The sequence below is a fragment of the Aureimonas altamirensis genome (assembly GCF_023702225.1).
GTDB classification, from domain to species: domain Bacteria; phylum Pseudomonadota; class Alphaproteobacteria; order Rhizobiales; family Rhizobiaceae; genus Aureimonas; species Aureimonas altamirensis_B.
Genome location: NZ_JAMQCO010000001.1, coordinates 26191 through 39959, shown reverse-complemented (window position 1 = coordinate 39959; position 13769 = coordinate 26191). Strand labels below are relative to the sequence as shown.

At 66.1% G+C, this 13769-nt stretch carries 11 protein-coding genes and 1 tRNA gene; 7 read left to right on the top strand and 5 right to left on the bottom strand.

Translation table 11 applies throughout. The features are described from left to right. Both NDN16_RS00180 and NDN16_RS00175 read left to right on the top strand, forming a co-directional pair. Nucleotides 1-927, top strand: a complete 927-nt coding sequence (locus NDN16_RS00180) for an ABC transporter permease subunit (RefSeq protein ID WP_251111608.1) — start codon at nt 1-3, stop codon at nt 925-927. Then, nucleotides 924-1769, top strand: coding sequence for an ABC transporter permease subunit (locus NDN16_RS00175; RefSeq protein ID WP_251111607.1), 846 nt, complete (start codon nt 924-926; stop codon nt 1767-1769). Before NDN16_RS00180 ends, NDN16_RS00175 begins: the two co-directional genes overlap by 4 nt. A gap of 8 nt (nt 1770-1777) precedes the next feature. Here the strand turns inward: NDN16_RS00175 and NDN16_RS00170 are convergent, their stop codons facing one another. The 3 genes from NDN16_RS00170 to NDN16_RS00160 form a co-directional block, all read right to left on the bottom strand. After that, nucleotides 1778-2830, bottom strand: coding sequence for a hypothetical protein (locus NDN16_RS00170; protein WP_251111606.1), 1053 nt, complete (start codon nt 2828-2830; stop codon nt 1778-1780). A gap of 54 nt (nt 2831-2884) precedes the next feature. Continuing rightward, nucleotides 2885-4756: an AsmA family protein gene (locus NDN16_RS00165; protein ID WP_251111605.1), complete on the bottom strand. Its 1872-nt coding sequence runs from the start codon at nt 4754-4756 to the stop codon at nt 2885-2887. Between the two features lie 102 nt (nt 4757-4858). Further along, entirely contained in the window at nt 4859-7555 is a 2697-nt protein-coding gene (locus NDN16_RS00160; RefSeq protein ID WP_251111604.1) for a PAS domain-containing sensor histidine kinase, read from the bottom strand. A gap of 237 nt (nt 7556-7792) precedes the next feature. Here NDN16_RS00160 and NDN16_RS00155 point away from each other — a divergent pair, with 237 nt between their 5' ends. The 3 genes from NDN16_RS00155 (at nt 7793) to NDN16_RS00145 (ending at nt 9124) form a co-directional block, all read left to right on the top strand. Then, on the top strand, nt 7793-8311 hold the full coding sequence (locus tag NDN16_RS00155) for a phasin family protein (RefSeq protein ID WP_251111603.1): 519 nt from the start codon (nt 7793-7795) through the stop codon (nt 8309-8311). A gap of 112 nt (nt 8312-8423) precedes the next feature. Then, nucleotides 8424-8500 (top strand) — tRNA-His (locus NDN16_RS00150). 99 nt (nt 8501-8599) lie between these two features. Beyond that, nucleotides 8600-9124 (top strand): GNAT family N-acetyltransferase, encoded by a 525-nt coding sequence (locus NDN16_RS00145; RefSeq protein ID WP_251111602.1) that lies wholly within the window; start codon nt 8600-8602, stop codon nt 9122-9124. Between the two features lie 42 nt (nt 9125-9166). On the opposite strand, the gene NDN16_RS00140 is transcribed toward NDN16_RS00145, so the two are convergent. Then, nucleotides 9167-10060 carry an SDR family oxidoreductase gene (locus NDN16_RS00140; RefSeq protein ID WP_251111601.1) on the bottom strand — a complete coding sequence of 298 codons (894 nt, stop codon included), beginning with the start codon at nt 10058-10060 and terminating at the stop codon, nt 9167-9169. Nucleotides 10061-10152: 92 nt separating this feature from the next. Between NDN16_RS00140 and NDN16_RS00135 the strand changes: the two genes are divergently transcribed. Beyond that, the gene (locus tag NDN16_RS00135; protein WP_251111600.1) at nt 10153-11535 is read left to right on the top strand and encodes an MFS transporter; all 1383 of its coding nucleotides are present in this window, start codon (nt 10153-10155) and stop codon (nt 11533-11535) included. A gap of 19 nt (nt 11536-11554) precedes the next feature. Here the strand turns inward: NDN16_RS00135 and NDN16_RS00130 are convergent, their stop codons facing one another. Further along, complete coding sequence (locus tag NDN16_RS00130) at nt 11555-12529, bottom strand: sensor domain-containing diguanylate cyclase (RefSeq protein WP_251111599.1); 975 nt, start codon at nt 12527-12529, stop codon at nt 11555-11557. A 213-nt stretch (nt 12530-12742) separates the two neighbouring features. On the opposite strand from NDN16_RS00130, the gene glsA reads away from it, so the two are divergent. Continuing rightward, nucleotides 12743-13744, top strand: coding sequence for a glutaminase A (glsA, locus tag NDN16_RS00125; protein WP_251111598.1), 1002 nt, complete (start codon nt 12743-12745; stop codon nt 13742-13744). Nucleotides 13745-13769 lie beyond the last annotated feature (25 nt).

The following is a 13769-nucleotide window of genomic DNA, read 5'->3' as shown; positions in this document are numbered from 1 at the left end:
ATGGCGGCTGAAACAAGGGCCCGCGACGGCAAACCAGGTTCGGGCCGGTGGTTCCGGGCAGGGGTGATCGGCATCCCCTATCTCTGGCTGGTCGCCCTGTTCCTCATTCCCTTCCTGATCGTCTTCAAGATTTCGCTTTCGGAAACGGCGATCGCCCAGCCTCCCTATCTGCCGACCTTCGACCTGGGCGATCTGTCGGCCAGTTGGCAGGCCCTGCGCGAGCTGTCCTTCGAAAACTACGTCTGGCTCGGCGGCGACCCGCTGTATATCAACGCCTATCTTTCCAGCCTGCGCATCGCCTTCGTTTCGACCGTGCTGGCGCTGGCGGTCGGCTATCCCCTGGCCTACGGCATGGCCCGCGCGCCGGGCGGCCTGCGCCCGGTTCTCCTGATGCTGGTCATCCTGCCGTTCTGGACAAGCTTCCTGATCCGCGTCTATGCGTGGATCGGCATCCTGCGGGGGGAGGGCTACCTCAACCAGTTCCTGCTGTGGACGGGCCTCGTCTCGCAGCCGCTGAACCTTCTGAACACCGAGCTCGCCGTCTATATCGGCATCGTCTATTCCTACCTGCCCTTCATGGTGCTGCCCATCTATGCGAGCCTGGAGCGGATGGACCACAGGCTGGTCGAAGCGGCGAACGACCTGGGCTGCCCTCCTTTCTGGGCCTTCTGGAAGATCACTTTCCCGCTGTCGCTGCCGGGTGTCGTCGCCGGCTCGTTCCTGGTCTTCATCCCGGCGGTGGGGGAGTTCGTCATTCCCGATCTTCTCGGCGGCTCCCAGACGCTGATGATCGGAAAGGTCCTCTGGGACGAATTCTTCATCAACCGGGACTGGCCCGTCGCCTCCGCCGTGGCCGTCCTCCTGCTGCTCGTGCTGGTGGTGCCCATCATGATCTTCCAGAAGATCCAGGCCCGGAGCCTGACATGAGCGGCCGGCTGTCGCCCTTCAACATCGTATCGCTGGTGGTCGGCTTCGCCTTCCTCTATCTGCCCATCGTGCTGCTGGTGGTCTATTCCTTCAACGCCTCGCAACTCGTGACCGTATGGGGCGGCTTCTCCACGCGCTGGTATGCGGCGCTGGCGGGCAACAGCCTGTTCGTCGACGCGGCCTTCATCACCCTGCGCGTCGGCATCCTTTCGGCAACCATAGCGACCATCCTTGGCACGCTGGCGGCCATGGCCATGGTGCGCTACGGCAATTTCCGCGGGCGGCTGCTGTTTTCCGGCATGGTGGCGGCGCCCCTCGTGATGCCGGAAGTCATCACCGGCCTTTCCCTGCTGCTGCTGTTCGTGGCCATCAATTTCGACAGGGGTTTCTGGTCGGTCACGCTGGCGCACACGACATTCTCGATGTGCTTCGTCGCCGTGGTCGTGCAGTCGCGGCTGATCGGCGTCGACCGTTCCCTCGAAGAGGCGGCGCAGGACCTCGGTTGCCCGCCCCTGAAGGCGTTTCTGCTGGTGACCATACCGGTCATCTGGCCGGCCGTGCTGGCCGGCTGGATGCTGGCCTTCACCCTGTCGCTGGACGATCTGGTGATCGCAAGCTTCACCTCCGGCCCAGGCGCCACCACCTTGCCCATGCGCATCTACAGCCAGGTCAGGCTGGGCGTGACGCCCGAGATCAATGCCATATCGACCATCATGATCGGCGTCGTCGCGGTTGGCGTCCTTATCGCCTCGCTCGTCGCCAAGCAGCAGGAGGCGCGCCGCGTGCGCGACGAGAAACTGGCGCAGGAAGCGGAACGCCAGGCCTTGGCGTCCACCGCCTGACGGGGGGCTTAGCGACAGGCCGTATCGTGCGCCGCGCGGATGGCATTCATGGTTTCGTCGAGCGCGGCGGCCACGGGGTCCTGGCCTCCGCTGCGTGCCGCCATCACGACATCCAGAGCCTCGATGTCGGCAAGCGCGGCGATCAACGCCGGGCGGGCAAGGGGGTCGGTAACCGACGGAAGGGCCGGCGCGACCGCCGCCACATAAGTTGCCGCGCCACGCCCCGGGGCGGTTGCGGCAGTCTGCCGGTCCAGGTCGATGAAGCCGCCGCGCCGCGCAGCGAAGACGAGCCGACGCGCGGCACGCTCGAGTTCGCCGCGCGTCTCCAGCGCCATGGAGGGGCGCCGCGTCGCTGGCCCGAGATCGACCGACGAAAGTGGCGCGGTCGCACCGGACGCCACAAGGGTCAGCAGGCCGGAACCGTCGCCCTGCTCTTCCTCCGCGTCTATGGACGGCAGGCCCCCCGGCCCCGCGATCTGCAGGCCGGGGCGGTCCGCCGGAGCGTAGCGCGGCGCGGGCGGCGGCATCATCGCGTCGAGTGCGGCCGCGGCACTGTCGCGGGCGGATTGCGCCAGGAATGCCTCGGCCTCGTCCAGCCGCAGGTCCGTTACGGCCAGTTGGTTGGTGTAGCTGCGCAACGTGCCGAGATAATTGTCGAGGCCGGAGCAGAGGTAGGGTGAGGGGCCCTGTGACAGATAATCCGACAGGTCGGTGCGGACCCGTTCCGCGACCCAGCGGTTGGAGGCCGTCGCGGGCAGGGACCGTGCGCCGCGTTGCGCGGCAAGCTGGCCGGCAAGCCGCCTTGCCTTGGCCACCGGCGCATCCGCCTTGCCGGGAATATCGGAGATCGAGAGCTTGCCGGGCAGGCGCGCATCGCCGGGCGCCGTGCCCAGCATGGCCTTGACGTCGATGTCGGCGAGGCGCTGGAAGGCATTCGCCTTCACCGCCTGCAGGGCCACGTGATAATCGTCCGACGGGCCTGCCAGTGCGGCCGGGGCCGACGCGGAAATGGCCAGGGCGGCGGTGATCCCGATGAAGCCGATGGTCGCTCTTGCCGGCATGCCTCGAACCCGTCCTCGCGGCGCGGAGGACGGTCCGGCGGCGAATGTGTCGTTTCAGATCGGCTTGGAGCGCGGCGTCACGGTGACGTCCAACCCCGGCCACTCGCCCCGCAATATGAACTCGATGGGTTTCGATGAGGTGAACGTGGCGTTGCGATTGGCATCCGCGACATCGGCCGCCGCCGGCTCGAAGAGACCCTCCAGCGACACGGACATGTCCGCCAGCGCGACGAGGCCCTGAAGCGTCATGAGCCCGGTGGGGCCCGCCATCTCGAAGTTCCCGACGCGCAGAAAGCTTCCGGCGGTGGACAGCCGCGCGGTCAGGGTATCGAATGATGACGGTTGTCCGCCCGGTTGCAGGGTAAAGCTGCGCCGGCCTTCCTGAAGGTCGCCGACATGCGGCAATCCGGCCACCGTGCCGGAATCGATGTTCACCTGCGCCTCGATCCGGTTATCGTTGGCGATCTCCGCCCAACTGCGAACCGGCAGATCGAGCTTGCCGCTGATCGTGGCGGTGCCCGTCAACTGCATGTCCTCCGACGACAGGCGCTGCGCAAGTGCGGCGGCCTCGATGCCCTGAAGCGCATAGGTGCCGACCAGATGGGGTGCGGCGGCATTGGCATCCAGCGCGACGCGTCCCTGCGCGCGTCCACCGAAAAGGGAGACGTCGCCGATATCTATGACGGCGTTGCCGGAGGCGAACTTCACCGTGGCGGCCAGATCGCTCATGCCCACTCCGGCCAGCCGCGACCGGGTTGCGGAAAGACGCAGGTCCAGATCGATGTTGCGCACGAAGTGCAGGGGAATACGCCGCTGCAGGTCCAGCACGTTCCGTGGAAGAGGCGCGATCGCGCCTCCCAGCGTATCGAAGTCGAAGCTTTCGAATGCGAGGGTGCCGCCAAGCATGGGGCGGCCATCGGCAAGCATGGCGATTTCCAGGGCGCCCTGCGCGCGCATGTCGTCGAGAACGACGCTGGTGCGATTCAGGAAGGCGCGCTCCCCGGCAAGCCGCAGATCCGTTTCGAGCGCGATCGGGCCGAAGTCCGGAAGCGTGAAGCCCGGGCTGCCGATCCATCGGCTGAGGCGGGCAAGCGACGGCGCGTCCAGGGAAAGCCGTCCGTCAAGCTGGAACGGGGTGCCGCCCGTGCCCGTCCCTTCGAACCGCAAATTGACGGGCGGAGAACGCAACGTGGCCGAAAGCTGGCTCTGGTCGCCGGCCAGGAACGCCGCTGGCGAGCCGACGGTCAGGAGGATGTCGGCCGGCTGGCCGTTCCAGACGACACTGCCGGACAGCTCCGCCGGTTGACGCCTGCCATCCCATTCCAGCGTCAGGTTGATGTTGCTGATGCCGGCGGCGTCGCCCCGCGGACGGAACAGCCCGTCGCGAACCTCGATATAGCGTACGCCCTCGAACCGCTGCAGCACGGCGCGCAGCGTGTGCGTCGCAAGATCGAGCACGCGCGGATCACCCTCCGGTTCAAACCCTGTCGGGCTCCGCGGGGCGGGCTGCGCCGGATCGGACGTCGATGGGCCGGCAGGCCGATCTTCCGCCTCGGTGAATTCCGGCCGCACCAGCGTCAGGCGGGAAATATCCGTTCGTCCGATCAGGGCGTCGATGAGATCGAGTTGCGCGATGACGCGCGCCACACGCAACTCTCGCGAGTCTTCGGCGCTGTCCAACCGGATGTTGGACAACTCCACGACCGGGCGCGGCAGAAGCCGGAACGTAGCGCCGCCATCCACCTGCACGCTGCGCCCCGTCAGGGCGGCGAGGCGCTGCTCTATCCCGTGCCGCGCGTTCTCGAGATTCAGCGACAGGCTGGAATTGGCAAGGAATACGACGCCGGCCACAATGGCCGCAGCAACGGCGGCGAAAGTCCAGCCGAAGAGGCGGCGTTTGCGGCCGTCCCTGTGCGGCGAATTCATGGGCGTATCGTGGGCGGGCAAGCGGGTCTCGTGGCGCGGACTAAACTGTAGGGTGTATATACGGGACATCTCCGCACGATGCGAGTGCAGCGGCCCGACCGGTCATTGCGCCACGACACGGTCTGCGGGAAAGGTGATTTCGACGATGGTGCCCTCGCCCTGGGTCGAGCGCAATGCGAAACGGGCGGAGTTCGCCTCCACCATCGCCTTCGTCAGCGGCAGGCCGAGCCCGGTCCCGTCGCCCCTTTCGCGGGCGATGGCGCTGACCTGGCTGTAGGGGGTCATGGCCTCAGACATCTCGTCCTCGCTCATCCCGATGCCGGTATCGCGGAAGCGCATGACGAAACAGCCCTTCGCGTCCACGCTCGCCGAAACGACGACCTGGCCGCCTGCCGGCGTGAAGCGGATGGCGTTGGACAAGAGGTTGAGTGCGATCTGGCGGATGGAGCGGGCGTCGGCCAGGATGTGCGGAAGGCCCCGCGGCAGATCGCTGCGAAGGATCACGCGGGCCCTGCCGGCCTGCGGCTGCATGAGGGAAACGATCTCCGCCGCGATGTCGACGGCCGATACGGGCGCGATCTTCAGCGAGGCCTTGCCGGCCTCGATCTTGGATATGTCCAGCAGGTCGTTGACGAGGTCCAGCAGATGATGGCCGGAATGCTTGATGTCGCGCAGATATTGCAGATAGCGATCGTTGCCGATGGGGCCGAAGCTTTCCGCCGCCATCACATCGGCAAAGCCGATGATGGCGTTCAGGGGAGTGCGCAACTCGTGGCTGATATTGGTCAGGAAGCGGCTCTTGTGCAGGCTGGCGTCCTCGGCCTGCCGCCGCGCCGCCACGAGTTCTTCCTCGATGCGCTTCCAATGGCCGATATCCCTGATGACGACGCACCAGCCCCGCCCGGCGCCCAGCTTGCCGATGGTGATGAACAGCGGTATCGGCGCGCCGCGCGCCACCTTGCCCAGCACTTCCCTGCCATCGTTCAGGATGCTCTGCATGCCGCCGTCGCGCAGCGCGGCCAGATAGGCGGTCGCCGCCGCGCGGCTGTCCTCGGCGATGAGGTCGGTGAAGGGATAGCCGCGGCACCTGGCGGCCGAAAGGCCGAACAGCGCCTCTGCCGAGCCGTTCATTGCGCGCAGCGTACCGTCATCCTCCAGCATCAGGATGCCGTCCGTCGCGGTGTCGAGGACGGCCCGCAACTCGATCGCCTCCTCGTCGGCGGGGGCCGGTACCGGGCGCTGGAAGGTGAAAAGAAGGATCGCCGTTCCGGCAATGGTGACGCGCTGCATCTGGCAGGAGACGCGCACCACTTCCCCGTCCTGCCGCAGCAGCCGGATGCAGCCCTGCGCCTCGCCGAGCCTGCCATCGTCCGCCGCAAGAACCTCGAGCCCGCCCGCGCCCTCGAGCGCCGCCAGGTCGGCATATCCCGACAGGTCGAAGAAACTGCGGTTGGCATGCGCAAGCCGTCCGCGAATTTGCACCAGTGCGGCGACGGGCAGCGCATCCAGAAAGGCGGTGACGTCGCCCGGCAAGTCCGACGAAGCCGCGACGGGCGGCGTCTCGCCGAGCCCGCCGAGTGCCGCACCGATGGAGGCGAAGGCGTCGGCCTCCGTACCGGACAGGCCGGTTCCGGCGACCGGTTCGGGGCGGCGTTCCGCGCCGACCCGCTCGACGATGCGGCCGAAGCCGCGTATGCCCTCGAAGACCGTTCCACGCCCGTAGACGGGCAGGGCCGCAAGTTCGATCCGCATCCTGTCGTCGCTGCCGTCGATCGGCCAGTCCACCATCCGGCCCGACCATGGGGCGCGGCTGCGCAGCAGCGTCGCGATTTCGCCGGACGGGTCGAGGCCCAGCCGCTCCACGACGTCGAAGATGTCGTGGCCATGCAACGCCGTCGCATCTGCCCCGATGGCGGCGGCCAATTCCGCGCCCACTTCCGTGAAGCGGTAGGCGGCGTCGACGCGCCATTCGAAGCGGCCTTCGCCCACGGCCACGGACGGCGTCGGTTCCGCGGTCCCCGACTGCCGGGGCATCGTTTCGGTACGAAGCCTGTCGCGCGATTCCGCAGCCTTGTGGCGCAGGGTGACCGCCTTCTCGGAAAGGCGTTCATGCCACCTCTGGACGATCTGCCCGATCGGTGTCGTCGACGGCTGTGAACCGGTCGTGCCGGTTTGCTCTGCCGGGGTGGCCGGCGCCGGTTCGGCCGCCCTGGGCGCGGCGGCCTGCACGGCCGTCCAGGGGCCTGTGTCCGCAACGAGGGCAAGGCCGGTGCCGAGGCGCGCGAAGGCCAGTTTGCGGCCGTCGTCGGCGATCTCGAGGTAATCGATCGGGCCGGTCAGGAATTCTTCGGCTGCGTCGGCGAAGTCGGCAGCCCGCTCCGGGCCCAGCGAAGCGCTCATCGCCTGCAGGCCGTCGGCCGCGATCATCGCGGCCGGACGTCCGATCATGCCGGCTTCGCGCAGCAAACGCTCCGCCAGCATGGCTCCGACATCCGGGCGTGCCATCGGGTGGAGACTGGACAGGAGGGCGAACTCCTCGCCGGCCGCCGCCACCGCCATGCGAAGGCGGATCGTGGTGGAGACGAAGCCGGCGCCGGACTGCGTGGGAAGCCGCGTCGTCACCTCTCCGTCGCGCATCAGGGCGCCGGCGAACTGCTGTATGCGGGGAAGGGGAGAGAGCTTCCCGGACAGGAGCGTATCGGCCGCTTCGTTGTGCCAAAGCGTCCGGGTCAGGTCGGCGGACAGCGCCACGACCGCGCAGCCGGCTTCGCCGGCGCGGCGTACATCTTCAAATGCCATGATCTCCAGAGGGTTCATGTGCTGAAAATGTCCTGTCGAGGGCCTCGCCCATCTTGTTGGTTACGCCTTCGTTAATAACGCCCGGCACGTGCGAAATCCATTGCGATGGCCAGGGCCCGCCCATCATTCGCCCGGAAGGGTTAATATCCCCGCCATCATGCGTTGAACGGCTTGTCAGTTGTCAGAACAAAGGAAATCCGCTCATCTATGGGTCTCACCAAGGCGAGGGAGAGTGCGATGAAGGAGAAGGCAAGGCCCGCAGGCAAGGCTTCGGCGGAGTTTTCGCAAGCCGAGGACGCCTTCAAGCAGGCGATGGACCCGGAGAACGTCGCGCGCGCGCAAGCCGCGCTCGGACTCGACCCCGAACGTTTCCAGGAGGCGCTGCGCGGTTTGACGGAGCGCACGGTAGAGCAGTCGCGCAGGACCTATCAGGCGATCCGCGACAATGCCGACGAGGCGACCAAGACCCTGGAGGCGACGCTGGAGAACGCGCATAGCGGATCGCTGTCCTTGTCCAAGAAGGCCATAGAGGCCCTGCGGACGAACGCCGAACTGGGATTTGCGCATCTGGAAAAGATGACGAAGGTGCGGTCCGTGGCCGAGCTGGTCGAATTGCAGACAGGCTATGTGCGGGAGCAGACCGAACTGATGGCCGGGCAGATCCGGGACATGCAGTCGCTGTCGCGGACGGTCGCCAACGAGCTGGTGCGGCCAGGCAAGGAGGCCATGGACAAGGCGCGCGCCCGCAAGGAGTAATCCTGCGCCCGGCGGCATCGTCTTCAAGGTGGTTTCCAAGCGCGGGATGGGCTTGCGTCCCGCGCCGAATGAATTTATGTGAACCGCCATGGAGCGAAGAGCTCCTCGGTATGCGGTTGTAGCTCAGCTGGTTAGAGCGTTGGATTGTGGCTCCAGAGGTCGGTGGTTCGAACCCACCCAACCGTACCATCCCCAGATCATTCGATATCGCGTTTCTGGAAGACGGTCGGGTCGCGCCATGCAACCTGGACGGCCGCCCGCGGATCGCATTCCATACGTGCCTGAGCCATGATCGAAACCGAACGCCTTATCCTCTCGCCGCCCCGCATCGAGGACTTCGAAGACAGCCTGGCCATGCATCAGGCCGAGACGATGGCGCTATACACGGGCGGCAAGCTTCTCGGACGCGAGGATGTCTGGAAAAAGCTGCTGCAGCGAATTGGCCATTGGTCGGCCTATGGCTACGGCGTCTTCACGGCCCGCGCCAAGCGCGATGGCTCTTTCATCGGCGAGGTCGGGCTGGCTCACTTCTGCCGGGGGTTCGGCAAATCCTTCGAGGCATCCCCGGAAGCGGCGTGGATGATAAATCCAAACGCTCATGGACGGGGTTATGCGAGGGAGGCCGCGGAATGCGCGCACCGCTGGATGGCCGCGGAACACGCCATGAGCCGGTCAGTCTGCATCATCCATCCTGACAACACTGCTTCATTGCGTGTTTCCGAGGCTCTTGGATACGAGCGGATCGGCGAGGTATCGTACCGCGATGCCAGACCGTTGATGTTCGAACGCTTCGAGCCCGTCCCGATCCGTTGACGTGAAGCCGACTTCGCGCCAACGGAAAGGGCATGGCTGCCTTCAGGCGATCCCCGCGCCACCGGTGATGCCGTAGACCTCGCCCGTTATGTAGCTGGCCTCCTGGCTGGCCAGCAGCACGTAGACCGGAGCGATCTCGACAGGCTGGCCCGGCCGGCCGAACGCGCTGTGCCCGCCGAACTGCTGCACCTTCTCCGACGGCTGGCCGCCGCTGGATTGCAGGACGGTCCAGAACGGGCCGGGAGCCACGACATTGGCGCGAATGCCCTTCTCGATCAGCTGCTTCGCCAACGCCTTGGTGTAGGCGACGATTCCAGCCTTCGTGGTCGCGTAATCCAGAAGGATGTCGGACGGGTCGTAGGCTTGCACGGAGGCGGTGGTGATGACGGCGGCGCCGGCCGGCATGTGCGGCACGGCCGCCTGGCATATCCAGTGCAGCGCGTAGAGGTTCGTCTTGAGCGTCTTGTCGAAATCCTCCGACGACAGTTCCGCGATATTCTCGCGGAACTGCTGACGGCCGGCGTTGACGACCAGTATGTCGATACCGCCCATGTGCGACGCCGCAAGGTCCACCAGTTCGCGCGACCACGCCTCGTCCATCACGTCGCCCGGCAGCGCCAGGGCTTTCCGGCCCTCGGCTTCGATCAGGGCGATGACTTCGGCCGCATCGGCCTCTTCCGAGGGCAGGTAGGCTATCGCGACGTCGGCACCCTCACGGGCATAGGCGATGGCTGCTGCGCGGCCTATGCCGCTGTCGCCGCCCGTAATCAGGGCCCTGCGGCCCTGCAGCCTGCCATGGCCGACATAACTCGTCTCGCCATGGTCGGGGACGGGTTCCATTTTCGTGGCCAGTCCCGGACGGGGCTGGGGCTGATTCGGAAACGGCGGGCGGGGATATTGCGTCCGAGGGTCCTGCATGGTGGTGCGGCTGGTCATCAAAAGGTCTCCAATCTGTCGACAAGAGCAATCCCGTCGGCCATCATACGTTCCGCCGCCGGGCAGGCGGCTTGCTTCTGGAGCGTCGTTCGATGCTGGCTGTCCTCCGCTGCCGGTCCTACCGTCATCTATTTGCGGCACAGATCCTTTCCCTGATCGGAACGGGGCTGACCACCGTCGCGCTCGGGCTGCTCGCCTACGACCTGGCCGGTGAAGATGCCGGCGCGGTCCTCGGAACCGCGCTCGCCATCAAGATGATCGCCTATGTCGGTGTTTCGCAGTTCGCAGGCGTCCTGACGGCATGGCTGCCCCGGCGAACATTCCTGGTGACACTGGATCTCGTCCGGGCCGGATTCGTCTTTCTGCTGCCCTTCGTTACCGAGATCTGGCAGGTCTATGCCCTGGTCTTCGCCTTCCAGTCCATGTCGGCGCTGTTTACGCCGACCTTCCAGGGAACCATCCCGGACATACTGCAGGACGAGCGCGACTATACCAATGCCTTGTCGCTGTCGCGCCTCGCCTACGATCTGGAAAGCCTCGCCAGTCCGCTTCTTGCGGCTCTGCTCCTCACCGTGATCGGTTTTCATTGGCTGTTCCTGGGAACGGTCCTTGGCTTCATGGCCTCCGCGTGCCTGGTCGCCACGGTCGCCCTGCCGTCGGCGAAGCCGGTTGCCGGCGCCAGCTTCATCGATCGGTTCAGCCGCGGAGCGCGCATCTATCTCGCCACGCCCCGTCTGCGGGGGCTGCTGGCCGTGTCCTTTGCCGCTTCCGCCGGCGGCTCCATGGTCATCGTCAATACGGTGGTGCACGTCCGCACCGAGCTGGGCGGCTCCAACGACGACGTGGCCCTGCTGTTCGCCGCCTACGGGTTCGGTTCCATGGCGGTCGCCATGCTGTTGGCCCGTATTCTCGGTATGGTATCGGCGCGCACGATGATGATCGGCGGCGGCGTGGCGATGTCATGCCTGCTGATGATCGGCGGCCTGGGGCTGGACTGGACGTCGAGCCTTTGCCTGTGGGTGCTGATGGGAGCGGCATCCTCCGCCATCGGAACGCCGGCCGGCATCGTGCTGCGACGGTCGTCCGGCGCGGCGGACAGGCCCGCGCTGTTTGCCGCGCAATTCGCCTTGTCGCATGCCTGCTGGCTGGTGACCTATCCGCTCGCCGGATGGCTGGGAGCTTCGATCGGCCTCGACGCGACCTTCATGATCCTGGCCACGGCGTGCCTTGCCGGTGCGGCAAGTGCGGCCAGGTTATGGCCCACCGACGATGCGGTCGAAATCGAGCACCAGCACGCCGCCTTCGTCCACGACGTCATGCATGTCCATGACGAACATCACCAGCACGAGCATGAAGGATGGGAGGGCCCGGAGCCCCATCGCCATCCCCACCGCCATGCGCCGATCCGGCACCGCCACGCCTTCACTATCGACGACCATCACTTCGTCTGGCCGACCGCTACGGGACGGGGATAGCTCCGGCCTTTCCGGCCGGTCAACCGGCGATGCAGCGGTTGCGGCCCTGCGCCTTGGCCGCATATAGGGCCTTGTCGGCCCGATCCAGCCAGGTTGCGACGTCCGACGTTTCGACATCGCATTGCGCCAGGCCGAAGCTGGCGGTAAACGGCAAGTCGGGCCGCTCTTCTATCGTCGCGGCCTCGATCGCGGCGCGAAAGCGCTCGGCCGCCGTCCAGGCCTCCGGCAGGCCGGTATTGACGAGCAGGATAGCGAACTCCTCGCCTCCGATGCGCCCGATCTGCTCTTCGCTGCGCTTGACCGCCTCGCAAGCGGCGCTGGCGCTTTTCAGCACGGCGTCCCCGATGCCGTGTCCGTAGGAATCGTTGATCGACTTGAAGCGGTCGAGATCGAAAAGCACCAGTGTGACGGGCTGGCCATGACGCAGGAATCGGCTCAGCTCCCGCTCCGCGGCCTCGGTGAATGCGCGGCGCGTCGCCATGCCCGTCAAGCCGTCGCGGGAGGCGATCTGGCGCAATTCGAACTGGGAGATCGCCACCGCCGCAAACTGTCGAAGCGTCGCGTAATCGTCCGGGCCGAAGGTCCGTGGCTGCGTGTCCACGATGCAAATGGTGCCGATGTTATAGCCATCGGGAGACGTCAGCGGAATTCCCAGATAGCTTCGCAGATGCGGTGAGCCGACAACCAGAGGATGGTCGGCAAAACGCGGATCCAGGGTGGTGTCCTCGATGGCGAGGATGTCGGACGACCGGATCGTATAATTGCAGAAGGCCATGTCGCGCGGGATTTCTCCGACGTCGAGACCGTCGCAGGCCTTGTACCACTGTCGCTTGTCGTCGATCACCGAGATCAGCGCGATCGGCGCCTTGAAGATCGTTTTCAGCAGGCTGGCGATATTATCGAACTGCGGCTCGGCCGGTGTGTCCAGGATGTCGTAGCGCGCTACCGCGGAAAGCCGGCCGGCCTCGTCACCGAGCTTCAGGTCATGGAACATCGACAAACTCTCTTCACGGACATCTGGACGCAACCATACGTAATAGGACGCAGATGGCCAAGCCGAGGCTCATTCCGCGGGATGGTGCGGCGCCTTGACACAACTTTGGATTAAGTCACTATTGCGTCGATCGTTGATCGTGCAACCACGCGTGGGTGCTCGTTTGGCTGCCATACACAGTGATGGAGCCGCGCATCGGGGAGGGCCGGTGACATGGAACTGCTCGATCCGCTCGTCGACGAGGCCGTTGCCTACGTCTCCACGGGCAGGCTGCCGCCCCCGTCGCGCATAGGCTCCCTGATCGAAGACGCGTACGAGCGGTTCCGCAACGTCGATGACGGCCTCGTCTCCACGGTCTATCCGGCCCTGGCGCGGGCGGACCCGGCCCTGTTCGGCATAAGCGTCGTGGAGACGGGCGGCGGTGTCCATACGGTGGGAGATTGCGACCATGCGTTCACCATCATGAGCGTGTCCAAGCCGTTCCTCTTCGCCCTCATATGCGATCGGATCGGGCCGACCGGCGCTCGCGAGCGGCTTGGCGTCAACGCGACGGGTCAGGCCTTCAACTCGGCGATTTCCGCAGAACGCGCGCCCGGCGGCAGGACCAATCCGATGGTCAATTCCGGCGCCATTGCCGCCACCAGCCTCGCGCCCGGCGATACTGTCGAGCACAAGTGGAATTTCATCCTGAATGGCCTGTCGCGGTTCGCCGGACGCGAACTCTCGCTCAACGAGGACGTCTACCGGTCCGCGTCCGAAACCAATTTCCGCAACCGAAGCCTCGCCTGGATGCTGCGCGGCCTCGACGGCATCTATTGCGACCCGCTCGAGGCTGTCGACCTCTATACGCGCCAATGCTCGCTCGATGTCACCGCGCGCGATCTGGCCGTCATGGGCGCAACCCTGGCCGATGGCGGATTCAACCCCGTAACGCGCGAAGAGGTCGTGCGACCCGACGTCTGCCACTACACCCTGGCCGTCATGTTGACGGCGGGCCTCTACGAGACATCGGGAGACTGGCTGTATGAGGTCGGCCTGCCCGGCAAGAGCGGCATCGGCGGCGGCATCGTCACGGTTTCGCCCGGCAAGGGCGGTCTGGGAACGTTCGCGCCGCCGTTGGACGACGCGGGAAACAGCGTTCGGGGACAGTTGGCGACGCAGTTCCTGTCGCAGCGCCTTGGCCTGGATCTCCTGGTTTCCGTACCGGAACGATAACACGGCGGATGCCGCCAAGGGGGAA